22 protein-coding genes, 1 tRNA gene and 1 pseudogene are annotated in these 24,689 nt (G+C 69.9%); 13 read left to right on the top strand and 11 right to left on the bottom strand.

What is annotated here, in order from left to right; all coding sequences use genetic code 11:
• Positions 1–8 precede the first annotated feature (8 nt).
• The 3 genes from WBG79_RS13805 to WBG79_RS13795 all read right to left on the bottom strand — a co-directional run bounded on the left by WBG79_RS13805 (position 9) and on the right by WBG79_RS13795 (position 3,441).
• The gene (locus WBG79_RS13805) at positions 9–617 is read right to left on the bottom strand and encodes a cysteine hydrolase family protein (protein WP_337357679.1); all 609 of its coding nucleotides are present in this window, start codon (positions 615–617) and stop codon (positions 9–11) included.
• A gap of 111 nt (positions 618–728) precedes the next feature.
• A complete protein-coding gene (locus WBG79_RS13800; RefSeq protein WP_337357678.1) occupies positions 729–2,078 on the bottom strand; it encodes an NAD(P)H-dependent oxidoreductase in 1,350 nt (449 codons plus the stop codon).
• Positions 2,079–2,199: 121 nt separating this feature from the next.
• The gene (locus WBG79_RS13795; RefSeq protein ID WP_337357677.1) at positions 2,200–3,441 is read right to left on the bottom strand and encodes a UbiH/UbiF family hydroxylase; all 1,242 of its coding nucleotides are present in this window, start codon (positions 3,439–3,441) and stop codon (positions 2,200–2,202) included.
• Positions 3,442–3,592: 151 nt separating this feature from the next.
• Here WBG79_RS13795 and WBG79_RS13790 point away from each other — a divergent pair, with 151 nt between their 5' ends.
• Positions 3,593–4,534, top strand: a complete 942-nt coding sequence (locus tag WBG79_RS13790; RefSeq protein ID WP_337357676.1) for a DUF2182 domain-containing protein — start codon at positions 3,593–3,595, stop codon at positions 4,532–4,534.
• Between the two features lie 15 nt (positions 4,535–4,549).
• Positions 4,550–5,164 carry a DUF1326 domain-containing protein gene (locus tag WBG79_RS13785; protein WP_337357675.1) on the top strand — a complete coding sequence of 205 codons (615 nt, stop codon included), beginning with the start codon at positions 4,550–4,552 and terminating at the stop codon, positions 5,162–5,164.
• Positions 5,165–5,188: 24 nt separating this feature from the next.
• Here the strand turns inward: WBG79_RS13785 and WBG79_RS13780 are convergent, their stop codons facing one another.
• Both WBG79_RS13780 and WBG79_RS13775 read right to left on the bottom strand, forming a co-directional pair.
• Complete coding sequence (locus WBG79_RS13780; protein ID WP_337357674.1) at positions 5,189–5,320, bottom strand: hypothetical protein; 132 nt, start codon at positions 5,318–5,320, stop codon at positions 5,189–5,191.
• 162 nt (positions 5,321–5,482) lie between these two features.
• Positions 5,483–5,707, bottom strand: a complete 225-nt coding sequence (locus WBG79_RS13775; RefSeq protein WP_337357673.1) for a hypothetical protein — start codon at positions 5,705–5,707, stop codon at positions 5,483–5,485.
• 184 nt (positions 5,708–5,891) lie between these two features.
• Between WBG79_RS13775 and WBG79_RS13770 the strand changes: the two genes are divergently transcribed.
• Positions 5,892–6,728 carry an aldo/keto reductase gene (locus WBG79_RS13770; protein ID WP_337357672.1) on the top strand — a complete coding sequence of 279 codons (837 nt, stop codon included), beginning with the start codon at positions 5,892–5,894 and terminating at the stop codon, positions 6,726–6,728.
• A gap of 184 nt (positions 6,729–6,912) precedes the next feature.
• A complete protein-coding gene (locus tag WBG79_RS13765; RefSeq protein ID WP_337357671.1) occupies positions 6,913–8,238 on the top strand; it encodes a dicarboxylate/amino acid:cation symporter in 1,326 nt (441 codons plus the stop codon).
• A 70-nt stretch (positions 8,239–8,308) separates the two neighbouring features.
• Here WBG79_RS13765 and WBG79_RS13760 read toward each other — a convergent pair whose 3' ends face one another.
• Positions 8,309–8,965 (bottom strand): pyridoxamine 5'-phosphate oxidase family protein, encoded by a 657-nt coding sequence (locus WBG79_RS13760; protein ID WP_337357670.1) that lies wholly within the window; start codon positions 8,963–8,965, stop codon positions 8,309–8,311.
• A 114-nt stretch (positions 8,966–9,079) separates the two neighbouring features.
• On the bottom strand, positions 9,080–9,913 hold the full coding sequence (locus WBG79_RS13755) for a helix-turn-helix domain-containing protein (protein WP_337357669.1): 834 nt from the start codon (positions 9,911–9,913) through the stop codon (positions 9,080–9,082).
• Between the two features lie 114 nt (positions 9,914–10,027).
• Between WBG79_RS13755 and WBG79_RS13750 the strand changes: the two genes are divergently transcribed.
• Entirely contained in the window at positions 10,028–10,426 is a 399-nt protein-coding gene (locus tag WBG79_RS13750) for a hypothetical protein (RefSeq protein WP_337357668.1), read from the top strand.
• A gap of 78 nt (positions 10,427–10,504) precedes the next feature.
• On the opposite strand, the gene glnA is transcribed toward WBG79_RS13750, so the two are convergent.
• Together glnA and WBG79_RS13740 are read right to left on the bottom strand one after the other, a co-directional pair.
• Complete coding sequence (gene glnA / locus WBG79_RS13745) at positions 10,505–11,914, bottom strand: type I glutamate--ammonia ligase (RefSeq protein ID WP_337357667.1); 1,410 nt, start codon at positions 11,912–11,914, stop codon at positions 10,505–10,507.
• A gap of 103 nt (positions 11,915–12,017) precedes the next feature.
• The gene (locus WBG79_RS13740; protein ID WP_337357666.1) at positions 12,018–12,356 is read right to left on the bottom strand and encodes a P-II family nitrogen regulator; all 339 of its coding nucleotides are present in this window, start codon (positions 12,354–12,356) and stop codon (positions 12,018–12,020) included.
• A 506-nt stretch (positions 12,357–12,862) separates the two neighbouring features.
• On the opposite strand from WBG79_RS13740, the gene WBG79_RS13735 reads away from it, so the two are divergent.
• Positions 12,863–14,422 (top strand): NAD(P)H-hydrate dehydratase, encoded by a 1,560-nt coding sequence (locus WBG79_RS13735; RefSeq protein WP_337357665.1) that lies wholly within the window; start codon positions 12,863–12,865, stop codon positions 14,420–14,422.
• A gap of 3 nt (positions 14,423–14,425) precedes the next feature.
• Here the strand turns inward: WBG79_RS13735 and WBG79_RS13730 are convergent, their stop codons facing one another.
• Complete coding sequence (locus WBG79_RS13730) at positions 14,426–14,893, bottom strand: group III truncated hemoglobin (RefSeq protein WP_337357664.1); 468 nt, start codon at positions 14,891–14,893, stop codon at positions 14,426–14,428.
• 117 nt (positions 14,894–15,010) lie between these two features.
• Between WBG79_RS13730 and WBG79_RS13725 the strand changes: the two are divergent.
• Positions 15,011–15,907, top strand: a pseudogene (locus WBG79_RS13725) (ROK family protein); the annotation flags it as partial.
• A gap of 8 nt (positions 15,908–15,915) precedes the next feature.
• On the opposite strand, the gene WBG79_RS13720 reads toward WBG79_RS13725, so the two are convergent.
• Positions 15,916–16,000 (bottom strand) — tRNA-Leu (locus WBG79_RS13720).
• A gap of 212 nt (positions 16,001–16,212) precedes the next feature.
• Here WBG79_RS13720 and tig point away from each other — a divergent pair.
• The 6 genes from tig (at position 16,213) to WBG79_RS13690 (ending at position 24,683) form a co-directional block, all read left to right on the top strand.
• Complete coding sequence (tig, locus tag WBG79_RS13715) at positions 16,213–17,553, top strand: trigger factor (protein ID WP_337357663.1); 1,341 nt, start codon at positions 16,213–16,215, stop codon at positions 17,551–17,553.
• A 355-nt stretch (positions 17,554–17,908) separates the two neighbouring features.
• Positions 17,909–18,541: an ATP-dependent Clp protease proteolytic subunit gene (locus tag WBG79_RS13710; RefSeq protein WP_337357662.1), complete on the top strand. Its 633-nt coding sequence runs from the start codon at positions 17,909–17,911 to the stop codon at positions 18,539–18,541.
• A 359-nt stretch (positions 18,542–18,900) separates the two neighbouring features.
• On the top strand, positions 18,901–20,166 hold the full coding sequence (gene clpX, locus WBG79_RS13705) for an ATP-dependent Clp protease ATP-binding subunit ClpX (protein WP_337357661.1): 1,266 nt from the start codon (positions 18,901–18,903) through the stop codon (positions 20,164–20,166).
• 516 nt (positions 20,167–20,682) lie between these two features.
• Positions 20,683–23,094, top strand: a complete 2,412-nt coding sequence (lon, locus tag WBG79_RS13700; RefSeq protein WP_337357945.1) for an endopeptidase La — start codon at positions 20,683–20,685, stop codon at positions 23,092–23,094.
• 397 nt (positions 23,095–23,491) lie between these two features.
• The gene (locus WBG79_RS13695; RefSeq protein ID WP_337357660.1) at positions 23,492–23,767 is read left to right on the top strand and encodes an HU family DNA-binding protein; all 276 of its coding nucleotides are present in this window, start codon (positions 23,492–23,494) and stop codon (positions 23,765–23,767) included.
• Positions 23,768–23,981: 214 nt separating this feature from the next.
• Positions 23,982–24,683, top strand: coding sequence for a hypothetical protein (locus WBG79_RS13690; RefSeq protein WP_337357659.1), 702 nt, complete (start codon positions 23,982–23,984; stop codon positions 24,681–24,683).
• Positions 24,684–24,689 lie beyond the last annotated feature (6 nt).

The following is a 24,689-nucleotide window of genomic DNA, read 5'->3' as shown; positions in this document are numbered from 1 at the left end:
CCGGGCGGTCAGGACCAGGCGGAGAGGATCTCCTCGGTGGTCGCCACCTCGATCTGCAGGGCGTAGCGGCCGCGGTACATGGTCATCAGCGCGTCGTGGCCGGCGTCCGAGGAGCTGCAGATCGCGTCCGAGACGACGATCACCCGGTAACCGCGGTCGACGGCGCCGAGCACGGTCGCCAGCACGCAGACGTCCGTCTCGGCGCCGGTGACGACCAGGGTGTGGACCTCCCGGGCGGCGAGGCGCTGCGGCAGCGCGCCGGCCGCGAAGGCGGAGTAGGTCGGCTTGTCGATCGTCTCCGCCGGCGGCGCGAGCCGGGCGAGCGGCTCGACCAGTTCCAGGAGGGCGGGGTCGAGATGCTCGCGCGTCGCCTCTCGCCAGCGGCGGTAGTAGCGCTGCCAGGCGCCGGGCCGGTCCTCGGGGCGCTCCGGCGGGATGAAGCGGGTGAACAGGGTTTGCGCAGCATGGCGCTCCGCGAGCGCCGTCACGCGCGGCAAGACGCGCTCCATCCAGGGCGTCGACCAGAGCGAGCCCGGGGCGAAGATGCGCTGCATGTCGACGCAGAGATGCACCGTCCCGGGGTCCAGGGGACCATGCGTGATGCCGTCCGAACCCATGCGAACCTCCCGGCAGAGGTCCTGCAACGGCCCCGGATGCCGACCTGTTCCGGGCGCCGGCGTACACTGGCAGGCGGGTCGGCGCAGCCCATCCTGACGCCCGGCGGACCGTCACACCGCATCGGGACCGAAGGTCGCCTCCATCTCCCGGCGGGTGCGCACGGCGAGGTCGGCGGCGTCCACCTCCACGTCCGTCCAGCGCAGCCGTTCGCCTTCGGCCACGTCCTTGACGAGCCGGACGTGCTGGGCGAGGCCGAGCGGGAGGTAGCCCTCGTCGAGGGACCGGCGCGCCGGGGTCTGCTTGCCCCAGACGCAGAAGCCGCCTTCGCCGTCGAGGATCTCGCCCGCCTTCAGGTCGCGCTTGGCCGTGGCGACGACGTCGGACACGAAGGCCGTCGGGGCGCCGGTCGGCTCGCGCCGCAGGGCCACCGAGGCGACCGAAAGCCCGAGCTCCAGGCCGATCATGTGGGTCGGGCGGTAGAGCGCGGCGTAGCGGCCCGAGGAGTCGGGCAGGATGTGGTACTCGCGAAAGCAGCGCCGGGCGTAGTCGCTCTCGGCCTCGAAGACCACGTAGGTGCCGAGCGCCAGGTGATGGGGAACGTCCGTGCCGTCCCGGTAGACCGACGACGTCACTTCGGTCACCCCCGCGAACTCGAGCACGCCGCCCTCCGACCGTGGCTTGCACACCTCGGCATGCTCGAAGCGGGTCGCGGGGGGGAAGGAGAGGCCCTCGCTCTGGGACCGCAGGCCGGTCGCGTTGCAGACGGCGGTCATCTCGATGCCCGACTTCGTCCCGTCCACGAAGCTGTTGAACATCTTCGGATTGATCGACGACCGGTCGGTGATCTTGAGGTAGCGGTCGAGAATGTCCCAGACCGTGTCGGGCGTCGAATGGTGGTAGGTCGGGTGGTAGCGGGTGCCCTTGCCGGCGGCCACGACCCGGAAGCCGCAGGCGCGGATGCTGTCGACGTGCTCGCAGATGAGCGCCGGCTGGTCGCCCCAGGCGAGGGAATAGACGACGCCGGCCTGCTCGGCCCGGCGGGCGAGGAGGGGGCCGGCGAGCGCGTCGGCCTCGACGTTGACCATCACGATGTGCTTGCCGTTCTCGATCGCCTTCAGGCACAGGCGGATCCCGGTCTTGGGGTCGCCGGTCGCCTCGATGACGACCTCCACGGCCGGGCAGGCGATCAGGGCCTCGGCGTCGTCGCCCACATGGGTGCGGCCGGTGGCGGCGGCGTCGGACAGCGAGGCGGCGGAGACCTGCTCCTCGGGCCAGCCCGCGGCGGCGAGCTGCGCCCGGGCGCGCGGCACGCTCAGGTCGGCGACGCCGACGAGGTGCATGCCGTCGGTCACTCGGACCTGCGACAGGAACATGGTGCCGAACTTGCCGGCCCCGATCAGGCCGACGGTCACCGGACGGCCGGCCGCCTTCCGGGCGAGCAGCATCTTGTGCAGGTTCATCACATCGCCTCCCTGGCCGGCCCTCTGGCGGGGCCGGTCGTCTCCTGGGCGCGACTGTCCCGCGCCGGCCCCGGTCGGGTCAACCGGAGGCCGGGCAGGGGAGGCATGCCGGGCGGGCCGTTCAGGGCTCGACGGCGCGCCGCGGCCGCTCGGGGCGCATGACGCGTGGGGTCAGGAAGCTCGGCGCCAGGCCCTCCCGCATGATCAGGCGGCGCAGCGGGGCGATCCGGTCGGCGAGCGCGAGGCCGAGGCTGCGGGCGATCTGGGCGGGCAGGAGGTCGGAGAGCAGTGCCCGGTCGGCGATGTCGACGCCGAGGGTGCGCGACTTGACGTCCGGCCGGCGCATGCGGTCGTAGGCGGCGAGCGTCTCCGCGCCGCCGATGTCCTGGCCGGACCGGCGCGCCCGGACGAGCGCCTCGGCGAGGTGGCCGACATCGCGCAGGCTGAGGTTCAGCCCTTGCGCGCCGACGGGCGGGAAGACGTGGGCCGTCTCGCCGACCAGCGCCACCCGGTTCCGCCCGAAGGCCTTGGCGGTCAGCCCGGACAGCGGATAGACCTGCCGCGGCCCGACCACCGTCATGCGGCCCAGGAGCGAGTGCGCGCGGCGCTCCAGCTCGCGCCCGAGGTCCTCGTCGGAGAGGGCGTTCAGGGCCTCGGCGGCCTCGGGCTTCTCGATCAGGACGATGGAGACCATGCGGCCGGGCAGGGGCACCAGCACATAGGGGCCGTTGGGTCCGTGGAACTCGGTCGAGATCTCGTCGTGGGCCGCCTCGGTCGCGGCGTTGAGGACCAGCGCCGACTGCGGGTAGGTCCAGGTGTCGATGCCGATGCCGGCCGCCTCGCGCAGACGCGACCGCCGCCCGTCCGCGGCGACCGCGACCCGGGCCTCCACGACCGCACCGGCGCCGGTTTCCAGGCGGACCAGCCGCTCGCCGATCGTGACGGTCTCGACCGTGCCTTCGAGGCGCGTCAGGCCGGGCGTTTCGGCGGCGGCGGTCGACAGGACGTCGGTGATGTCCCGGTTCATGACGTTGACGCCGAAGGAGTCGCGCTCGATCTCGCGGGCGTGGAAGGCGACCTCGGGGGCCCGGACGAGCCGGCCGGTGACGTCGACGAGCCGCATGGTGCGCAGCGCCGCGCCGCGTGCCGCGAGCGCGTCCCAGACGCCGAGGTGCTGCAGGAGCCCGACCGAACTGCCGAGCAGGGCTGTCGTGCGCTGGTCCTCGGGCGGGCTCTTCGGCGCGATGGAGACGGTCCGGAACCCCGAGCGCGCGAGATGCAGGGCCGCGGCGAGGCCCGACGGCCCGGCGCCGACCACGGCGACGTCGAACGGGGCGGACGGGGCGGGGAGGGCGTCGGTCATCGCTTCGGCTCCGGCTGTCGATGCGTCCGGTATAGGGCGGGGCCGTCGCCGATGCACCGGGCCCAAGTCAAATCGCAGGACACAATTCCATGGCATCTCTCCCGCAACGCTTGCCTCGCCGCCCCGGATCGGCCGACACTGACGCGGACCCATGAGCCTCGACGGACATCCCCATCTCGCCGCCCCCGACCGCAGCCTCGCCTGGCTCGCGCGACGGCCGCGCACGGTCATGATCGCCACCGTGGCGACCGGGGCCGCGCTCGGCTGGGCCTGGCTCGCCGCCGTGGTCGGCTCCATGCTCGCCTCGACCGACATGGCGACCCTCGGGCCGGGCATGGGCATCCTGAACGGGCTGAACGGGCTCGCCGGCCTGCCGGAAAGCGTGCGCGCGTCGATCGCCGTCCTCTGTTCGCCCGACGGGGCGCATTTCGGCATGCCGGGCGCGGGCGCCTGGGGGCCGCGGGACCTGGCGGTCGTGTTCCTCATGTGGGTCATGATGGCGCTCGCCATGATGCTCCCGACCGCCGCCCCCATGCTCGGCACCTATGCGGACATCGCCGAGGCGGCCGCCCGGAAGGGCGAGCGCGCCGTGTCGGTCCTGGTGCTCGCGGCCGGCTACCTGACGGTCTGGGTCGGCTTCTCGGCGCTCGCCACGCTGGCCCAATGGGGCCTGACCGCCTTGCGCGCGCTGACGCCCGCGATGGCGCCGGCGAGCCTCGTCCTCGCCGGCACGACGCTGATCGCCGCCGGGCTCTACCAGTTCACGCCGATGAAGCACGCCTGCCTCGTGCGCTGCCGGTCGCCGATGCCCTTCTTCTTCGCGCGGTGGACGGAGCGGGCGGCGGGCGTCTATCGTCTCGGGCTCGAGCAGGGGCTCTTCTGCTTCGGCTGCTGCTGGGCCCTGATGACGGTCATGTTCGCGGTCGGCGTCATGAACGTCGTCTGGATCGCGGTGATCGGGGTGGCGATGGCGGTCGAGAAGACGGTCTCGATCCTCTGGCTGAGCCGGGCGATCGGCGCGGCGCTGATCCTCTGGGGCGCGGCGCTGCTGCTCGCCTCGCCGGTCGGGGCGCGGCTCCTGGAGATGGTGTGAGGCGGGGAGGCGCGCGTGGCCGAGGAACCCTGGAAGCTCGACGGCGAACTGGTGCTCTCGTGCAACTGCACGGTCTTCTGCCCCTGCGTGCTGTCGCTTGGGCAGCATCCGCCGACGGAGGGCTACTGCCAGACCTGGGCAGGCATCCGCATCGACCGCGGCCACATGGGCGAGGTGGACCTCTCCGGGCTCAAGGTCGGTCTGGTCATGGAGATCCCGGGGCTTATGAGCCGGGGCAACTGGACGGCCGGCGTCTTCGTCGACCACGCGGCCGACATCTACCAGGTGAAGGCCTTGACGCGGATCTTCACCGGCAAGGCCGGGGGGACCACCGGGCTCCTGAAGATTCTCGTCGGCAACTTTCTGGGGGTCCGGCAGGCGCCGATCACCTACGAGGTGGATGACCAGACCCGCATCTTCCGGATCGAGAACGTGGTCGACGGCGTGGTGAAGCCCATCGCCGGCAAGACGCGCGGCGAGAACGTGGTGGTCAGCAACAGCGAATACTGGATCGCGCCGGACATCACCGTGGCGCGGGCCGAGAAGAGCCGAATGCGCGGATTCGGCCGGAACTGGAACTTTGCCGGCCGCTCCGCCGAACTGTGTCGGCTCGACTGGGGCGGGCCCTGAGCCGGGCGACCGCCCCGTCCGGGATCAGCCGTGCATGGCGCCCGCGAGCAGCGGGCCGAGGATCATCAGCACGGCGACGGCGCCGCCGATGAGGTCGAAGCGGCGAAGGTCGGATTCGTTCGGGATGTAGCCGGGTCTTTCAAGAGTGTCGTTCATGGCATGAGCCTCCTGTTCGGGTCTGTCCGGTGAACCCGGTGGTGGACCAGGGGTTCCTCACCATCGCTGTCGAAGGTCTCACGAATTGTTGCGGACGGCGAAAAAGCGAAAGGCCGGCCCCGGGCCATCCGGGACCGGCCTGACATCTGCGGAGATCCGCGATTACTTCGAGCAGACCTTGACCTTCGACATGGCCGAGGTGGCCTGTTCCTGCGTGGTGTAGACGGTGCCGTCGCCGACGACCGTGGTGGTCGTGGTGGTCGGCTTCTCGCTCACGACGGTGCACTTCTTGGTGCTGGAGTCCTGCACGACGTAGTACTGCGCGGCGAAGGCCGGAGAGGCGGCCAGGAGCGTGCCGGCAGTCAGGAGGATGATGCTCTTCTTCATGGTTGCTACTCCTCGTCTTGGGACGATACCGGTCCAATGCGGAAGCTCGGCTTTCGGTTCCGCATGGTCTGAAAGGCGGTCGCGGGAACGTGCGCTCGCCGGCCGGGTTTCGGCCCCGTCGGCTTGACGGGCACGCGGTGACGCGCTGCTCTGCCGTCGGACGAGCGGGGACGGGAGGCGGACCATGCGGACGAGGCCATTCGGGAGCGCAGGGCGCGCGGTGTCGGTGATCGGGCAGGGGACCTGGAAGCTCGACGACACTGATCGGCGCGCCGGGGTCGCGGCCCTGCGGCGCGGTCTCGACCTCGGCATGACCCATATCGACACCGCGGAGATGTACGGGGACGCCGAGCTCTTCGTCGGCGAGGCCATCCAGGGGCGGCGCGACGAGGTATTCCTGGTCACCAAGGTGCTGCCCCAGAACGCCTCCCGGGCCGGCACCAAGGCCGCCTGCGAGCGGTCGCTGCGCCGGCTCGGGACGGACAGGATCGACTGCTACCTGCTCCATTGGCGCGGCCGCGTGCCGCTCGAGGAGACGATCGCGGCCTTCGAGGACCTGGTCCGGGACGGCCGCATCCTGTCCTGGGGGGTCTCCAACTTCGACGAGGAGGATCTCGCCGAGGCGCTCGCGATCGCCGGTCCGGGGCGGATCGCCTGCAACCAGGTGCTCTACCACTTGCAGGAGCGGGCCATCGAGCACGCGGTCGTTCCCTGGTGCGAGGCGAACGGGGTGGCGGTGACCGCCTACACGCCGTTCGGCCAGCCCTTTCCGGCGCCGACCAGTCCCGGGGGCAGGGTGCTCGCCGAGATCGCGGCCGCCCGCGGCGCCACGGCGAGGCAGGTGGCGCTCGCGTTCCTGACCCGCCGGGCCTCGGTCTTCGCCATCCCGAAGGCGGCTCGCCTCGCCCATGCGGAGGACAACGCGGCGGCGGGCGACCTCGTGCTCGGGGCGGACGAGATCGCGCGGATCGACGCCGCCTTCCCGCGCGGGCGCAAGCCCCGCGGCCTGCCCATGATTTGAAGGCAGAAGTCTTTGCGGCGCCGGCATGCCGACGCTCAAGATGTCGATGATACCGAAGTCCTGTCGTCTGATAGTAAGCTTTCTGTCATATCCATGTGGAAAACCGAATCTTCGGATAACCACAATTGAGCCGTCGCGCGTTTCGGCTGTATTCGCTCGCCCATCTCAAAAGGGAGGAGCAGCCATGACAGCCGTCGCGCATGTCGAACACGTCTCCGAGCGCAAGCCGCTCTATCGTCTTCTCTACGTCCAGGTGCTCGCCGCGATCGTTCTCGGGGCCCTGGTCGGCTGGCTCTTCCCCGCCTTCGCCACCAACGACTGGGTCAAGGCGATGGGCGACGGCTTCGTCAAGCTGATCAAGATGGTGATCGCGCCGGTCATCTTCTGCACGGTCGTCTCTGGCATCGCGCATATCCAGGACGCCCGCAAGGTCGGGCGGGTCGGGGTCAAGGCGCTGCTCTACTTCGAGATCGTCTCGACCTTCGCGCTCGCCATCGGCCTGCTCGTCGGCAACATCATCCAGCCGGGGGCGGGCTTCGGCGGCAAGGCGCCGGACGCCGCGGCGGTGGTGCAGTACACCAAGCAGGCCGGCGAGATGAAGTCGGTCGACTTCGTCCTCAACATCATCCCGGACAGCGTCGTCGGCGCCTTCGCCAAGGGCGACATCCTGCAGGTCCTGCTCTTCGCCATCCTGTTCGGCTTCGCGCTGATGATCCTGGGCGAGCGCGGCCACACGGTCCGGGCACTCATCGACGACGTCGCGCATGCGGTCTTCGGCGTCATCGCCATCGTGATGAAGGCCGCGCCGATCGGCGCCTTCGGGGCGATGGCCTACACGGTGGGCAAGTTCGGGCCGCAGGCGCTCGGCAGCCTCGCCGGCCTGATCGCCACCTTCTACCTGACCGCCGCGCTCTTCGTCTTCGTGGTGCTCGGCCTCATCGCCCGGGTGGCCGGATTCTCGATCCTGAAGTTCCTCGGCTACATCAAGGACGAGCTCCTGATCGTGCTCGGCACGTCGTCGTCCGAGAGTGCGCTGCCGCAGCTCATGGAGAAGCTCGAGCGGCTCGGCTGCTCGAAGTCCGTGGTCGGCCTGGTGGTGCCGACCGGCTACTCCTTCAACCTCGACGGCACCAACATCTACATGACGCTCGCGACGCTGTTCATCGCTCAGGCCATGGGCGTCCACCTGGACTTCGGCCAGCAGATGACCATCCTGGTCGTTGCCATGCTGACCTCCAAGGGCGCGAGCGGGGTGACCGGCGCCGGCTTCATCACCCTCGCCGCCACGCTGGCGGTCGTGAATCCCGCGCTCGTCCCCGGCATGGCGATCCTGCTCGGCATCGACAAGTTCATGTCCGAGTGCCGGGCGCTCACCAACCTTACCGGCAACGGCGTGGCGGCGATCGTGGTCGCCTGGTGGGAAGGTGAACTCGACCGCGAGAAGCTCGCCGCCGGCCTGTCGCACGACGTGGATCCCTCGGACGTCGAGACCGCCGTCACGACCGGCTGACGCGAGGTCGAGCCGGACGGGAGACGGCGGGCGTCACCCGGGTGGCGCCCGCCGTTCCCCTGCTCGGGTCTCAGATCTTCCCCTCGACCATGAGCGCCACGTACTCGTCCTTGGTGATGACGCCCCCGCCTTTCGCGGCCGCGTCCGCATCGCGCCCCGGCAGGGCGTCCTGGAGGAGGTCGATGCGCTTCCAGCCGGGGACCGGCTGCTCGCAGCCGGCCTGCGGGACGTAGCGGGACGTCTCCTTGCGGACATGGGGGTGGATGTAGCGCGGGCAGTTCACGTGGATCGACGTGAGCGCGACCCGCACCACCAGATCGGCGCCGGGAAAGCTGCCGAGGAGGGGATCGTCGGCCGAAACGGTGGCGACGCCGTGGGCCCGCAGGCGGTGCGGGCGTTCGAAGTCGATGAAGAGCAGGCCGACCTTGGCGGTCGCCGCCGCGTTGCCCATCGACAGGTACATGCCGTTGCCGTCGTAGTTGGGGAAGGCGAGGGTGCGGTCGTCGACGACCCGGACGAAGCCGACCGGTCCGCCCTTGTAGGAGACGGTCGGCTGGCCGTCCGCCCCGACGGTGGAGAGGAAGAAGAGGTCGCGGCTCTCGATGAAGGCCTTCTCGTCGGGCTCCACCGTGTCGTGGATGATGGCCATGTCGAGCCGGTCGGCGAGCCGCCGCGTATCGAACCGGTCCTGCAGCGCGCGCTGCGTCTCGCCGTAGAAGTCGTGCATGGGGTTCCTCCTTGGCCGGGCGCAACCGAGGCGCGTCGGCTCCGTTGTTCGGGCGAGTATGGCCGCCCCGCCGCCGGCCGCGCAACGCGTCGCCCGGGCGCAGGGCGGAGCCCGTCAGGGCGTAGGGTCGGCCGGGGCTTGCGGATCCGCCAGCTGCCGGAGCCGCTTCGCCGTCGTCTCGTCGGCCGGGAAGAAGGCCTCGATGGCGATCTCCGAGAGGGTGATCTCCGTGGGCGTGCCGAAGACGGTGGTGGTGGAGAAAAGCGACAGGGGGCCGGCGGGCGTTAAGAGGCGGAGGGGCACGAAGAGCCCGGACGGATCCTCGGCGGGGCCGACGTCTTCGCTGGGCCCCGCCGGATAGGCGCGGAGCTCCTCCAGGAGGGCGACGAGGTGGGGGTCGGCGCTCGCATCCACCTCGCGGCGCAGGCGATCGAGGAGATGGGCACGCCAGGCACCGAGGTTGAGGATTCGCGGGGCGAGGCCGCCGGGGTGGAGGCTGAGGCGGAGGACGTTGACGGGCGGGCGCAGCAAGGTCGCGTCCGGGATTGCGCCGATGAGGCGGGGGACGGCGGCATTCGCGGCGAGCATGGTCCAGCGGCGGTCGACGGCGAGCGCCGGCAGGGGCTCATGGCCGGCGAGGACCATGTCGATCGCCGCGCGCGCGGCGGCGAGCGCCGGATCGTCGAGGGGCAGTTCCGGGAAGACCGGGGCGTAGCCGGCGGCGAGGAGCATCAGGTTGCGGACCCGCAGCGGAACGTCGAGCCGCTCGGCGAGCCTCAGCACCATGTCGCGGCTCGGGGCGGAACGCCCGCTCTCGATGAAGCTCAGGTGCTTCTGCGAGATATCCACGTCCAGGGCGAAGTCGAGCTGGCTGAGGCGGCGGCGCTGGCGCCATTCGCGCAGGAGGTCGCCGACGGGGCGACGGGCGGGGGCGAGGATCCGGGTCATGGGGCGATCCTAGGCCCCCGCCGGGCCGCGATCCAATTACCTGCCGCTTAATCGACCGGCCGCCCGCCGCCGGGCAGCATCGGGCCATCGTCCCACCAAACAGGAGACACGACGATGACCACCGACCGACTGCTGAAGACCGCCCTGCTGCTCGACGCCGCCGCGAGCGGTGCGACCGGGCTCCTGCTCGCCCTCGGCGGCGGCGCCCTCGCGGGCTGGCTGGGCCTGCCCGAAGCCCTGCTGCGGGAGGCGGGGCTCGTGCTCCTGCCCTTCGTGGCCGGGCTCCTCTGGCTCGCCCGGAGCCGGCCGATCCCGCGCGCCGGGGTCTGGATCGTGGTGGGCGCGAACCTCGCCTGGGTCGCCGCCAGCCTCGGCCTCCTCGCCGTCCCGGTGCTGCACCCGACGGCGCTGGGCATCGCCTTCGTGCTGGCGCAGGCCGCCGCCGTGCTCGGCTTCGCGGTCGTGCAGGCGGTGGCGCTGGGGCGGGGCGGGGCGGAGACGGCCGGGGCGTGAGCGCAGCCGGCTGCCGAAAAACGAAAGGGGCGCCGTCGCCGGCGCCCCTTCTGACGTCTGCCGTCGTCCGATCGCGGATCAGACGCTGTAGTACATCTCGTACTCGACCGGATGCGGGGTCATCTCGTAGCGCATCAGCTCTTCCCACTTGAGCTCGATGTAGCTCTCGATGAAGTCCGCGTCGAAGACGCCGCCGGCGGTCAGGAAGGCGTTGTCCTTCTTGAGCGACTCGAGGGCCTCGCGGAGCGAGCCGCACACCGTCGGGATCTTCTTAAGCTCCTTCGGGGGCAGGTCGTAGAGGTTCTTGTCCATCGCCTGGCCGGGATGGATCTTGTTGTTGATGCCGTCGAGGCCGGCCATCAGCATCGCCGCGAAGGCGAGGTAGGGGTTGGCGGTCGGATCCGGGAAGCGGACCTCCACGCGCTTGGCCTTCGGCGAGGTGGTGTAGGGGATGCGGCAGGAGGCCGAGCGGTTGCGCGCCGAGTAGGCGAGCAGGACCGGGGCCTCGTAGCCCGGGACGAGACGCTTGTAGGAGTTCGTCGACGGGTTGGTGAAGGCGTTGAGCGCCTTGGCGTGCTTCAGGATGCCGCCGATGTAGTAGAGGCAGGTCTCCGACAGGTCGGCATACTGGTTGCCGGCGAAGACCGGCTTGCCGCCCTTCCAGATCGACTGGTGGACGTGCATGCCCGAGCCGTTGTCGCCGAAGATCGGCTTCGGCATGAAGGTCGCGGTCTTGCCGTAGGCCTGGGCGACCTGATGGATGCAGTACTTGTAGATCTGCATCTGGTCGGCCATCAGGGTGAGGGTGTTGAACTTCATGCCCAGCTCGTGCTGCGCCGAAGCCACCTCGTGATGGTGCTTCTCGACCGTGACGCCCATCTTGGCCATCATGGCGAGCATCTCGCCGCGGATGTCCTGGCACGAGTCGATCGGCGGAACCGGGAAGTAGCCGCCCTTGGTCTTGACGTGATGGCCGAGATTGCCGCCGTCATAATCGGTGTCGGTGTTGATCGGCAGCTCCGGATCGTCGACCTGGAAGCCGGTCTTGTACGGCGTGGCGGAGTACTTCACATCCGAGAAGATGAAGAACTCGGCCTCGGGGCCGACGTAGACGGTGTCGCCCACGCCGAGCGACTTCATGTAGGCCTCGGCCTTCTTGGCGATGCCGCGCGGGTCGCGGGTGTAGCGCTCGCCAGTCGAGGGCTCGAGGATGTCGCAGACGATCGAGAGCGTGGTCTGCGCGAAGAAGGGGTCGATGCAGGCGGTGGCCGGATCCGGCATGAGCATCATGTCGGACTCGTTGATGGCCTTCCAGCCGGCGATGGAGGAACCGTCGAAAGCGGTGCCGTCGGCGAAGATGTCCTCGTCGATCATGGTCACGTCGAAGGTGACGTGCTGCCACTTGCCACGCGGGTCGGTGAAGCGGAAATCAACGTACTTGACGTCGTTGTCCTTGATGAATTGCAAGACGTCCTTGGCGGTCTTCATGGGACGGTTCCCTTTCTTGGATTTCTGGGCGGGCGCGCTGCCGCGGTCGGGAAGACGGGCCCGAAAGGCGGGGTACTGCCGGGGTCTAGGCGGGCTGAGGGGATCAGATCGCGTCCAACCCGGTCTCACCGGTGCGGATGCGGACGGCTTCCTCGATGTTGGAGACGAAGATCTTGCCGTCGCCGATGCGTCCGGTCTGGGCGGCCTTGCGGATCGCATCGACCGCCTTCTCGACCATCTCGTCGGGAAGCACGATCTCGACCTTCACCTTCGGCAGGAAGTCCACGACGTATTCCGCGCCGCGGTAGAGTTCCGTGTGGCCCTTCTGCCGGCCGAAGCCCTTGGCCTCGGTGACGGTGATGCCCTGGAGTCCGACCTCCTGGAGCGCCTCCTTCACCTCGTCCAGCTTGAAGGGCTTGATGATAGCCTCGATCTTCTTCATCGCCTCCGACACTCCGAAGATGTGAGAGGGACCGGCTCGTCACCGGTCCGCGACCGTCATTAGCACGCCGCGTGCCATTGGGAACCGATATTCCGACACGCCCAGAAATCGCGCAGGACGGGTCCTTCCGGCATTCTGGTGTCCTGTCGGCACGGACGCAATAGCCGTTAAACTAGGCATATGCACAAGATCTGTGCACACGATTTGCCCAGTTCGGTGACCAACGGCTGAGCATCGGGCTCTCGACGCGCGGGCGCCTCGCCGGGGTGGGCCACGACGGGCCGAGAGGCTCCCGTGCCCTGGCGCGCCGGTCGTCGTGCCTGCGCACAACTACGCCCGCGACGCTCGGTCGCGCCCGCCCGCGGGAACATCCGGCGCCTCGCCGCGGCGCGGACGGCGGCGAACCACCGAATCGGACCCGAGAGACGCGGAGGCGCCCGCCGCGCGGACCTTGCGGAGGCCGGGCGCAGCCGCCACTCTTCCGCCGGATCCAACCGGACGCCGCCATGATCGAGCTCCTCACCCCCGCCGAAATGGGCCGTGCCGACCGGCTGGCGATCGACGCCGGGACCGCCGGCATCACGCTTATGGAGCGGGCCGGACGGGCGGTGGCGGACGCGGTCTCGGTCCGTCATCCCCTCGGCACCCGCGTGCTGGTGCTCTGCGGGCCGGGCAACAACGGCGGGGACGGCTTCGTCGCCGCCCGGGTCCTGAAGGAGCGCGGCTACCTGGTGACGCTGGCGCTGCTGGGGGACCGCGCCCGGCTCGCCGGCGACGCGGCGCTGGCGGCCGCGACCTGGCGCGACCCGGTGGAGCCGCTCGACGGGGGCAGCGCGCCGCGGCTGCTCGGCCGGGCGGGCGCCGTGGTGGATGCGCTCTTTGGGGCCGGGCTCGCGCGGCCGCTCGACGGGGAGGCGGCGGCGGTGGTCGACGCGGTGAACCGGTCGCGCCGGCCGGTCCTGGCGGTCGACCTGCCGTCCGGCATCGACGGGGCGACGGGCGCGGTCCTGGGCACCGCGATCCGGGCCGAGGGGTCGGTCACCTTCTTCCGGCTGAAGCCGGGCCACCTGCTCCTGCCCGGGCGGGTGCATGCGGGCACGGTCACGCTCGCCGACATCGGCATCCCGGCCTGGACGCTCCGCGAGATCGGCCCGCGGCTCTTCCGCAACCGTCCGCCCCTGTGGCGCGACCGGCTGGCCGCACCGGGCCTCGCCGACCACAAATACGCGCGCGGGCATGCGGTGGTGGTCAGCGGGCCGGCGCTCAGGACCGGGGCGGCGCGGCTGGCGGCGGGCGCCGCGCTGGCGGCGGGGGCCGGCCTCGTCACGCTGGCGGCCGATCCGGCGGCGGCGCGGGTCGCGGCGACCCACCTGACCGCCGTCATGATCGCCGAGATCGCGGGCGCCGACGGGCTTCGCGGACTCCTCGCGGACCGCCGGCTGAACGCGGTTGTGATCGGGCCGGCCGCCGGGGTCGGGGAGGCGACGCGCAGCCTCGTCGGGGCCGTGCTCGGGGGCGCGCGGGGCGCGGTGCTCGACGCCGACGCGCTGACGAGCTTCGCGGAGGATCCCGAGGCCCTTTTCGGCCTGATCCGGTCCGGCGGCGGCCCGGTGATCCTGACCCCGCACGAGGGCGAGTTCGCCCGCCTCTTCCCCGACCTCGCCGGGGGCCCGAAGACGGAGCGGGCGCGGGCGGCGGCGCGGCGCTCGGGCGCGGTGGTCGTCCTGAAGGGGGCCGACACCGTCGTGGCCGCACCCGACGGCCGGGCGGCCATCAACGACAACGCGCCGCCCGACCTCGCCACGGCGGGCTCGGGGGACGTGCTCGCCGGAATTGCGGGCGGGCTCCTGGCGCGCGGGCTGCCCGGCTTCGAGGCGGCCGCGGCGGCGGTTTGGCTGCACGGGGAGTGCGGGCGGCGGGCCGGCCCGGGGCTCACCGCTGAGCACCTCGCGCCCGAGCTGCGCCCGGCGTTGGCCGATCTCTACCGGGAAGCGCGGGAGGCGGCGCTGCCGCCCGGGTCGCTGATGGCGGCGGACGACGAGCCCGACTACGGCGGCAGCGACTGAGGCCTATCCGGCCCGGAGCCGCTCCAGCCCGACCGTGTCGCGGCCTTCCGCGAAGGCGACGGCGAGGCGCAGGCTGTGGGCGATCCGCTCGGCGTATTCGACCAGGATCTCGGCCGTCTCGGCGCTGGCGAGGTCCTCCGCGGTGGCGCGGAAGAGCGCGAGCCAGCGGGCGAAGAGGGCGTCGTCGATGCCGGGCAGGCCGACGTGCTTCGGCACGGGGCGGCCGTCGTAGCCGCCGGCCCCCAGCGCGACCGAACCCCAGAAGGCGCGCATGCGGGCGAGATGGGCCGGCCAGGCCCCAGGAGGTATGGCGGCGTCGAAGACGGGCCCCAGCCGCTCGTCCCCGCGCACGCGTTCATAGAAGCCGTCGACCAGGCGGGCGAGAAGCGCCTCGTCCAGATCGGGCGGCAGGCGGCGCTCGACGAGGCGTACGGGCGTTCCGGCGGGGCGGGGCGGGGGTGTGGCGGGCAAGGTCGCGGTCCTTCTTCGTCTTCTTGATATAGAGCCATCGGCGCGGCCAGCCTCTCCGTTGAGACACGGATGGCGATGCGGTAGCCCTGTTGCGAGGCGCGCGAGGAGAGGCGGCGGATGCTGATCGGGATCGACTGGGGCGGCACGAAGATCGAGGCGATCGGGCTCGACGAGGCCGGGGCGGAGCTGTTCCGCCGCCGCATCCCGACGCCGCGCGAGGACTACGATGGCTCGATCGTGGCCGTGCGCGACCTCGTCCTCGCGGTGGAGCAGGCGGCGGGGCGGCGCGGCAGCATCGGGATCGGCATGCCGGGCAGCGAGAACCCGCGCACGGGCCTCATCCGCAACGCCAATTCCTGGTGGCTCAACGGCCGTCCGCTGCGCCGCGACCTGGAGGCCGCGCTCGGCCGGCCCGTGAGGTTGCAGAACGACGCCAATTGCTTCGCGGTGTCGGAGGCGGTCGACGGGGCGGGGGCGGGGGCGCGGGTCGTCCACGGCCTCATCCTCGGCACCGGTCACGGCTCGGGGATCGCCCTGGATGGCCGCCCGCATACCGGCTTCCAGGGCCTCGCGGGCGAGATCGGGCATTATTCGCTGCCCTGGCCGAAGGGGCCGGAGGAGTATCCGGGTCCGGCCTGCTGGTGCGGGCGGACGGGCTGCCTGGACATGATGTGCTCCGGCGTCGGCTTCGAGCGCGAGCACCGGGAGCGCACCGGGGCGGCGCTGAAGGGCCGCGAGATCGTCGAGCGCATGCGGGCCGGCGACGCGGCCGCGCGGCAAACCTTCGCGATCTATGCCGACCGGCTGGCCCGCTCCATCGCGCTCCTGATCGACATTGTCGACCCGGACGTCTTCGTGCTGGGCGGCGGCATGTCGAATGTCGACGAGCTCTACGGGGTGCTTCCCGGCCTCGTCGCCCCTTACGTCTTCGCCGACACGGTCGAGACGCCGATCGTCAAGGCGCTCCACGGGGATTCGTCGGGCGTGCGCGGGGCGGCCTGGCTCTGGAAGGAGGAGGGGGGTGGTGCGGGTGAAGGGACTCGAACCCCCATGCCTCGCGGCGACGGAACCTAAATCCGTTGTGTCTACCAGTTCCACCACACCCGCATCGCGCCGCACCATAGGCGGAGGGCGGGCGATCGGCAACCGACGCCCGGCCCGTCCGGACCTGGAAATTCCGGGCCGCATCCCACATTTCGCTTCCCAATGCGGCGCGTCCCGACTATGACGGCGCCCGAAACGTGGGCGGAGCGCCTTCCCGGTCGGGCACCGGAGGGGGCGCGTCGCCGTACCCCGATAACGAACAGGACTACGCCCCCATGCAGGTGACCGAGACTCTTTCCGAGGGCCTCAAGCGCGAGCTGAGGCTCGTCGTGCCGGCCCATGATCTCTCCAGCCGTCTCGACGCGCGGCTGAACGAGATGAAGGATCGTGTCCGGATCAACGGCTTCCGGCCCGGCAAGGTGCCCGTCGCCCACCTGAAGCGCCTCGTCGGGCGGCAGGAGATGGCGCAGATCATCGACACGGTGATCGGCGAGACGATCCGCAGCGTGGTCGAGGAGCGCAAGGAGCGTCCGGCGCTCAACCCCGAGGTCAAGCTCGCCGACGAGACCGAGGCCGAGAAGGTCGTCTCCGGCGAGGCGGACCTGGTCTTCACCGCGTCCTACGAGCTCCTCCCCGAGTTCGACCTGAAGGACATGTCCTCGATCGAGCTGGAGCGCCCGGTCGCCGAGGTGACCGAGGCCGAGGTCGACGAGCAGGTCAACCGCATCGCGGAGGGCAACCGGCCGTTCGTCGCCAAGGAGGGCCCGGCGGCCACCGGCGACCGCGTCACCATCGACTTCGTCGGCAAGCTCGACGGCGTGGCCTTCGAGGGCGGATCCGGCACGGACGTCGACCTGACGCTCGGCTCGGGCCAGTTCATCCCCGGCTTCGAGGAGCAGCTCGTCGGCGCCTCGGCGGGGGACGCCAAGACAGTCAACGTCTCCTTCCCGGAGGAGTATCCGGCCAAGCATCTCGCCGGCAAGCCGGCGGAGTTCGAGGTCACCGTGAAGGCCGTGCAGGCGCCCGGCGAGCTCGTCGTCGACGACGAGTGGGCCCAGAAGCTCGGGCTCGAATCGGTGGCGAAGCTCCGCGAGGTGATCAAGGAGCAGATCCAGAATCAGTTCGCCTCGGCGTCGCGCGCCAAGGTCAAGCGCAAGCTCCTCGACACGCTCGACGCGCTCTACACCTTCACGCTGCCCGGGAAGCTGGTCGAGGGTGAGTTCGAGCAGATCTGGAAGCAGGTCTCCGACGAGATGGCCCAGGCCGGAAAGACCTTCGAGGACGAGAGCACGACCGAGGAGGCGGCCCGCGCGGACTACCGCAAGATCGCCGAGCGCCGCGTGCGCCTCGGCCTCGTCCTCTCCGAGGTCGGCGAGAAGAACGACGTGAAGGTGACCGACGAGGAGGTCAGCCGAGCCCTCGTCGAGCGCGTCCGCCAGTTCCCGGGCCAGGAGAAGGAAGTCTACGAGTACTACTCGAAGAACCCGATGGCGCTCGCCACGCTGCGCGCGCCGCTCTTCGAGGACAAGGTCGTCGACTGGATCCTCGGCCAGGCGAAGGTGAGCGACAGGACCGTCTCCAAGGACGAGTTGTTCAAGGAGCCGGAGGAGGCTTGATCCCCGGCCTCCTCCACCCGATATCTGACGTGAGCGAAGCCCGTCCCGCGCGACGGGCTTCTTCGTTCGGTTCCCGGCGCTCGTCCCTTGGTAAGCTTTTCAGGTTACCGTGAGCCGAGGTCGAGGGGCGGCCCGCGCCCCTTCCTCTGGCCGGTTTCTTGCAATATGTATCGGAGATGACATCGGGAGTGCCCGGAGAAGTCCGAAGAGTGACCGGCACACGACCCGTCTGCGCGCGCCCGCCGTTCCGGATCGGTCCGGAGAGCGCCGGCGGGACCATCGAGAATCGGCCGGCGCCGCCGGCCCGGCCGCGCCGGATGCGCGAGGCAGTCAACCGCAAAGGACCGAGGACCTCATGAGGGACCCCGTCGACACCTACATGAACATGCTCGTGCCGATGGTCGTCGAGACGACCAACCGGGGCGAGCGGGCCTACGACATCTACTCGCGCCTCTTGAAGGAGCGGATCATCTTCATCACGGGTCCCATCGAGGACTACATGGCGACGCTGGTCTGCGCGCAGCTCCTCTTCCTCGAGGCGGAGAACCCGAACAAGGAGATCGCGATGTACATCAACTCGCCCGGCGGGTTGGTGACGGCGGGCCTCGCGATCTACGACACGATGCAGTTCATCAAGCCGCAGGTGTCCACGCTCTGCATCGGCCAGGCGGCCTCGATGGCGTCGCTGCTCCTCGCCGCCGGCGAGAAGGGGGCGCGCTTCGCCCTGCCGAACGCCCGAATCATGCTGCACCAGCCGTCCGCGGGCTTCCGCGGCCAGGCGGTCGACATCCAGCTGCACGCCCAGGAGATCCTGGCGCTCAAGAAGCGGCTGAACGAGATCTACGGCAAGCATACCGGCCAGGATCCCGCGACCGTCGAAACGGCCCTGGAGCGCGACAATTTCATGACGCCCGACCGCGCCAAGGAGTTCGGGCTGATCGATGGCGTGATCTCCAGTCGCGCCGCCCTGGAAGCGTCCGCCGGCTGATCCGGCGCCGCGGCCTGCCGCGGCGAGCGTATTCGTCGCAGTACCGCTGCGGGGACCAAGCGTAACCGAGGCGAGTTTCGCCTTAAGACAACCTTGATCTTTCGGGCTCTAGCATGATTGCATTGGAGCTTGGGGTCGGGTCGATCCGGACGAGATCCTTCGGGGTTTCGTCCAGCGCCGCTCGGGCGGGGTCGTCCGGGGCGCGAGACATTGATGGGGAGCCGGTCCGCCCGGCTTCCGGCCGGAGCCGAGGCGGAGCGTCCCAGCGGGGCGGCGAGCCGGGGCCGAGGCTCCTGTAAGAGGCGTGGCTCCGCCGCGGTCCCGACGACCGGGGCGGGCGCCACCCGACGGAGACGATGATGAGCGGCAAGGTCACCGGAAGCGACACCAAGAACACTCTCTACTGCTCGTTCTGCGGCAAGTCGCAACACGAGGTGCGCAAGCTGATCGCCGGACCGACGGTGTTCATCTGCGACGAATGCGTCGAGTTGTGCATGGACATCATCCGCGAGGAGAACAAATCCTCGCTGGTCAAGTCCCGCGACGGCATTCCGACGCCGCGCGAGATCCGCAAGGTTCTCGACGACTATGTCATCGGCCAGGATCATGCCAAGAAGGTCCTGTCGGTCGCGGTCCACAACCACTACAAGCGCCTGAACCACGCGTCGAAGAACAACGACGTGGAGCTGGCGAAGTCGAACGTGCTGCTCATCGGGCCGACCGGCTCGGGCAAGACGCTGCTCGCGCAGACGCTCGCCCGCATCCTGGATGTCCCCTTCACGATGGCGGACGCCACGACCCTGACCGAGGCCGGCTATGTCGGCGAGGACGTCGAGAACATCATCCTGAAGCTGTTGCAGGCGGCCGACTACAACGTCGAGCGAGCGCAGCGCGGCATCGTCTACATCGACGAGGTCGACAAGATCAGCCGCAAGTCGGACAATCCCTCGATCACCCGCGACGTGTCGGGCGAGGGCGTCCAGCAGGCGCTGCTCAAGATCATGGAAGGCACGGTGGCCTCGGTCCCGCCGCAGGGCGGCCGCAAGCACCCGCAGCAGGAGTTCCTGCAGGTCGACACCACCAACATCCTGTTCGTGGTCGGTGGCGCCTTCGCGGGGCTGGAGAAGATCATCTCCGAGCGCGGCCGCGGCACCTCGATCGGCTTCAAGGCCCGGGTCGCCGCTCCGGAGGAGCGCCGCACGGGCACCCTCTTCCGGATGGTCGAGCCGGAGGACCTCCTGAAGTTCGGCCTCATCCCGGAGTTCATCGGACGCCTGCCCATCGTGGCGACGCTCGAGGACCTGGACGAGGAGGCGCTGGTCAAGATCCTTACAGAGCCCAAGAACGCTCTGGCCCGGCAGTACCAGCGGCTGTTCGAGATGGAGGGCGTCGAACTCGTGTTCCACGAGGAGGCGCTGAAGGCGGTCGCCCGCAAGGCGATCGAGCGCAAGACCGGCGCACGCGGCCTGCGCTCGATCCTGGAAGGGATCCTGCTCGACACCATGTTCGACCTGCCCGGCCTCAAGGGCGTCAAGGAGATCGTCATCTCCTCGGAGGTCGTCGACGGCAAGGCCCGGCCCCTCTACATCTACGAGGATCGCCAGGAGGCGGCGACGTCGGCCTGAGGTTCTCGCGCCGGTTCGATTCGAAAGCGCCCGCCCTACCGGCGGGCGTTTTCATGTTCGGCCTCGCCCGACCCGCCGACGGCGCATGAGACGGGCGGGACGGGCCCGCGCCTCGCGCGGCCCATCCAGTGGCCCACCTGTGCCAATCCGGTAACGTTGCCTCGCGATCGCCGGAGCGGGGCCGGCCGCCGCGGCTCGGGCCCGGCCGCGCCGGAGACTGCCAAGTCCTTGCTTCGAAAAGCCTTTCACCACGCGTGGAATATCCGTGGGAGGCGCGGGCGTTTTCCTTGACACCCCCCGTGCCCATAGCCACCTAATACCTACCTGATACGGTCGTCGGAGACTGCTTCGCGGGCCCAGCCCATCGGGACGGGAAGCAATCGGCCGAGAGCGGTGGCGTCGCCCGGGGGATCCTGACCCCTCCGGACCGTCGCACCGGGCCGTCGCGGGTCCGCCCTCCCTCGGGGCCGCGACACGTGCCCGGGACGAGGTGCGACGAGAAAGGACATGAGAGCAATGACCGAGAAGCCCCGCACTGCCGGGGGATCCGCCGACGTCTATCCGGTGCTGCCGCTCCGGGACATCGTCGTCTTCCCGCACATGATCGTTCCCCTCTTCGTCGGCCGCGAGAAGTCCATTCGCGCGCTCGAAGAGGTGATGCGCGCCGACAAGCAGATCCTGCTCGCCACCCAGATCAACGCGGGGGACGACGATCCGGCGACCGACGCCATCTACACCATCGGCACGCTCGCCTCCGTGCTGCAGCTTCTGAAGCTGCCGGACGGCACCGTCAAGGTGCTCGTCGAGGGGGCGAGCCGCGCCGAAATCGTCAAGTTCTCCGATCGCCAGGACCTCTACGAGGCCCAGGTGAAGCCGCTCCCCGAGGAGGTCGGCTCCAAGGTCGAGATGGAGGCGCTCGCCCGTTCAGTGGTGAGCGAGTTCGAGAACTACGTGAAGCTCAACAAGAAGGTCTCTCCGGAGGTCCTGGGCACCGTCACGCAGATCGAGGACTATTCCAAGCTCGCCGATACGGTCGCCTCGCATCTCGCGGTGAAGATCCCCGAGAAGCAGGAACTGCTCGCCATCGTCTCGGTCTCGCAGAGGCTCGAGAAGGTGCTCGGCTTCATGGAGTCGGAGATTTCCGTGCTCCAGGTCGAGAAGCGCATCCGCACGCGCGTCAAGCGCCAGATGGAGAAGACGCAGCGCGAGTACTACCTGAACGAGCAGATCAAGGCGATCCAGAAGGAGCTGGGCGACAGCGAGGACGGCCGCGACGAGCTGGCCGAGCTCGAGGAGCGCATCAAGAAGACCAAGCTCTCCAAGGAAGCCCGCGAGAAGGCCGGCAACGAGCTGAAGAAGCTCCGGCAGATGTCGCCGATGTCGGCCGAGGCGACCGTGGTGCGCAACTACCTCGACTGGCTCCTGGGCCTGCCCTGGGGCAAGAAGTCGAAGCTGAAGCAGGACCTGGTCCATGCCCAGGAGGTGCTCGACACCGACCACTTCGGCCTCGACAAGGTCAAGGAGCGCATCGTCGAGTATCTCGCCGTGCAGGCCCGCGCCAACAAGCTGAAGGGGCCGATCCTCTGCCTCGTCGGCCCTCCGGGCGTCGGCAAGACCTCGCTCGGCAAGTCGATCGCCAAGGCGACCGGGCGCGAGTTCGTGCGCATGTCGCTCGGCGGCGTGCGTGACGAGGCGGAGATTCGCGGACACCGCCGGACCTATATCGGCTCCATGCCGGGCAAGGTCCTGCAGTCGATGCGCAAGGCCAAGAAGTCCAACCCGCTCTTCCTGCTCGACGAGATCGACAAGATGGGCATGGACTTCCGCGGCGATCCGTCGGCGGCGCTGCTGGAGGTGCTCGATCCCGAGCAGAACCAGTCCTTCATGGATCACTACCTGGAGGTCGAGTACGACCTCTCGGACGTGATGTTCGTGACCACGGCCAATACGCTCAACATCCCGGCGCCGCTCATGGACCGGATGGAGATCATCCGGATCGCGGGCTACACGGAGGACGAGAAGGCCGAGATCGCGCGCCGTCACCTGATCCCGAAGGCGATGAAGGACCACGGCCTCGGCGCCGGCGAGTTCGAGATCACGCCCGAGGCGCTGAAGCAGATCCTCCGCCGCTACACCCGCGAGGCGGGCGTGCGCAACTTCGAGCGCGAGATCATGACGCTGGCCCGCAAGGCCACGAAGGATCTGGTGCTGAAGAAGACCGACAAGGTCCTGGTGGACATGAAGGTGCTCGAGGATTACCTCGGCGTGCCCCGCTTCCGCTACGGCGAGGCGGAGCGCGAGGACCAGGTGGGCGCGGTGACGGGCCTCGCCTGGACCGAGGTCGGCGGAGAGTTGCTGACGATCGAAGCCGTCATGATGCCCGGCAAGGGCAAGATGACGGTGACGGGCAACCTCAAGGACGTGATGAAGGAATCGATCTCGGCGGCGGCCTCGTACGTCCGCTCCCGGGCCCTCGACTTCGGCATCGAGCCGCCGCTCTTCGACAAGCGCGACGTGCACGTCCACGTGCCCGAGGGCGCGACCCCGAAGGACGGGCCCTCCGCGGGCATCGCCATGGCGACCTGCATGGTCTCCGTGATGACCGGCATCCCGATCTCGAAGGACATCGCCATGACCGGCGAGGTGACCCTGCGCGGGCGGGTGCTGCCGATCGGCGGCCTGAAGGAGAAGCTGCTCGCGGCGCTGCGCGGCGGCCTCAAGAAGGTGCTGATCCCGGAGGACAACGCCAAGGATCTGGCCGACATCCCCGAGAACGTGAAGAGCGGGCTCGAGATCGTGCCGGTCAGCCGGATGGACGAGGTCCTGAAGCATGCGCTGTCCCGCCTGCCCGAGCCGATCGAGTGGGAGGAACCGGCGACCGCGCCGGTCGCGGCCGACGACGACGCGTCCGGCGTGACCGCCCACTGAACGCCGACCCGGCGAAGACCATCGAAGCCCCGCAGCCGCAAGGCTGCGGGGTTTTTCTTATGGGGGCCGCGATCGGGCGCGACCGGGACCCGAAAGGCGGCACCGATGCTCGAAAAAGTGGCCGCTCTGCGCGAAAAAGCCTTGCGGACCGCGCGTTTTCCGGGCTTTTGGCTAGCCCATGATCCGCGAGGGCGACTCGTGCGGGCCGGCTCGGTCCTGCATCGTTGAAGTCGCGGCGCGGGCCCTGGCGTCAGACGCGCGAGGGCTCCGGGTCCGGATCGAGCCGCGCGAGGCCCGGAGGCCTCCCCGCGAGGCCGGGTTGCGCCCGGCCGCGAGGTTCATCAGCAGGACCGGGTCCGGCGGGCCCGGCCGGCCAGACCAAGAAGGAACTTGAGGCATGAACAAGAACGAGCTGATCGCCGAGGTCGCCACCAAAACGGGCCTGACCAAGGCCGCCGCCGGTGAGGCGGTGGACGCGACCTTCGATGCGATCTCCGCCGCGCTGTCCAAGGGCGACGACGTGAAGATCGCCGGCTTCGGCAACTTCAACGTGGCCGCGCGCGCCGCCTCCGAGGGCCGCAATCCGCGCACCGGCGAGACCATCAAGATCCCGGCGCAGAAGGCGCCGAAGTTCCGGGCCGGCAAGGGCCTCAAGGACGCCGTCAACGGCTGATCCGCCTCCGTCTTGCGACCGTTGCGAGCCCCGTCCGGACCCTCCGGGCGGGGCTTTCGCGTTCGCAGGGCGCCCCAGGGGCCGCGCTCGTCCGTCCGGGGCATGGCGGCGCTGGCGATGCCCCGCCCGACAATGATCACATTGGCTCCCTAGACCCGCGTGCGGGGCAGACGCCATCGGCCGGCCAGGGCTCGCGGCACAAGGGGGGCAGGGGATGAGTGTTCGGCGGCGGCTCGGCAAGGCCTTGACCCGCATGGGCTTCCGGCGAAGCTGGGAGGACCGGTGCTTCTCCGCCGCCCGCCGGTGGTCCAACCGGGAGCTCGCGCGCTTAGCACCCCTGTTCTCCGGCGACGTGGTCAACGTCAGCGCCTGGGAGGACAAGGACAAGGAAGGGCGGCGCTACGCCGACTATTTCCCGGGCAAGCGCTCCTACACGATCACGAACTACGGGACCGAACAGGGCGTGCTGCAGGGTCGCGAGGACGAGCTGTTCCTCGATCTCGAAAAGCCGCTCGATCCCGCGCTGGAACGGCGCTTCGACGTCGTCTTCAACCACACCACGCTGGAGCACGTCTGGGATTTCCGCACGGCCTTCGCGCATCTCTGCGCGCTGTCCGCCGACATCGTGATCCTGGTGGTGCCCTGGATCCAGCCGCAGCACACCGACTACGGCGACTTCTGGCGCTTCTCGCCCCAGGCGCTCGCCCGCCTGTTCGACGAGGAAGGCTTCACGACCCTCTACCTGTCCTGGGGGCGGGGCGAGGGCGAGGCCGTCTACGTCTTCGGGATCGGGACGCGGAAGCCGGAGACGTGGCGGGACCGCTTTGCGGAGAGCCTCGTCGACCCGTCGGCGCCCGGTTTCCTGAAGCTCCCGCCGGACTACGCCGGCCGCCGTCTCTTCCCCGGGGCACCGTGACCGGCG

The sequence above is a fragment of the Prosthecomicrobium sp. N25 genome (assembly GCF_037203705.1).
Classification (GTDB): domain Bacteria; phylum Pseudomonadota; class Alphaproteobacteria; order Rhizobiales; family Ancalomicrobiaceae; genus Prosthecodimorpha.
Note: the sequence above shows the minus strand (reverse complement) of the source record. Positions and strands in the feature narration are given on the sequence as shown.

Coding starts and splice junctions, on each gene's coding strand:
- WBG79_RS13805 (WP_337357679.1), bottom strand. CDS start 617: ATGGGTTCGGACGGCATCACGCATGGTCCCCTGGACCCCGGGACGGTG.
- WBG79_RS13800 (WP_337357678.1), bottom strand. CDS start 2,078: ATGAACCTGCACAAGATGCTGCTCGCCCGGAAGGCGGCCGGCCGTCCG.
- WBG79_RS13795 (WP_337357677.1), bottom strand. CDS start 3,441: ATGACCGACGCCCTCCCCGCCCCGTCCGCCCCGTTCGACGTCGCCGTG.
- WBG79_RS13790 (WP_337357676.1), top strand. CDS start 3,593: ATGAGCCTCGACGGACATCCCCATCTCGCCGCCCCCGACCGCAGCCTC.
- WBG79_RS13780 (WP_337357674.1), bottom strand. CDS start 5,320: ATGAACGACACTCTTGAAAGACCCGGCTACATCCCGAACGAATCCGAC.
- WBG79_RS13775 (WP_337357673.1), bottom strand. CDS start 5,707: ATGAAGAAGAGCATCATCCTCCTGACTGCCGGCACGCTCCTGGCCGCC.
- WBG79_RS13770 (WP_337357672.1), top strand. CDS start 5,892: ATGCGGACGAGGCCATTCGGGAGCGCAGGGCGCGCGGTGTCGGTGATC.
- WBG79_RS13765 (WP_337357671.1), top strand. CDS start 6,913: ATGACAGCCGTCGCGCATGTCGAACACGTCTCCGAGCGCAAGCCGCTC.
- WBG79_RS13760 (WP_337357670.1), bottom strand. CDS start 8,965: ATGCACGACTTCTACGGCGAGACGCAGCGCGCGCTGCAGGACCGGTTC.
- WBG79_RS13755 (WP_337357669.1), bottom strand. CDS start 9,913: ATGACCCGGATCCTCGCCCCCGCCCGTCGCCCCGTCGGCGACCTCCTG.
- WBG79_RS13750 (WP_337357668.1), top strand. CDS start 10,028: ATGACCACCGACCGACTGCTGAAGACCGCCCTGCTGCTCGACGCCGCC.
- glnA (WP_337357667.1), bottom strand. CDS start 11,914: ATGAAGACCGCCAAGGACGTCTTGCAATTCATCAAGGACAACGACGTC.
- WBG79_RS13740 (WP_337357666.1), bottom strand. CDS start 12,356: ATGAAGAAGATCGAGGCTATCATCAAGCCCTTCAAGCTGGACGAGGTG.
- WBG79_RS13735 (WP_337357665.1), top strand. CDS start 12,863: ATGATCGAGCTCCTCACCCCCGCCGAAATGGGCCGTGCCGACCGGCTG.
- tig (WP_337357663.1), top strand. CDS start 16,213: ATGCAGGTGACCGAGACTCTTTCCGAGGGCCTCAAGCGCGAGCTGAGG.
- WBG79_RS13710 (WP_337357662.1), top strand. CDS start 17,909: ATGAGGGACCCCGTCGACACCTACATGAACATGCTCGTGCCGATGGTC.
- clpX (WP_337357661.1), top strand. CDS start 18,901: ATGAGCGGCAAGGTCACCGGAAGCGACACCAAGAACACTCTCTACTGC.
- lon (WP_337357945.1), top strand. CDS start 20,683: ATGACCGAGAAGCCCCGCACTGCCGGGGGATCCGCCGACGTCTATCCG.
- WBG79_RS13695 (WP_337357660.1), top strand. CDS start 23,492: ATGAACAAGAACGAGCTGATCGCCGAGGTCGCCACCAAAACGGGCCTG.
- WBG79_RS13690 (WP_337357659.1), top strand. CDS start 23,982: ATGAGTGTTCGGCGGCGGCTCGGCAAGGCCTTGACCCGCATGGGCTTC.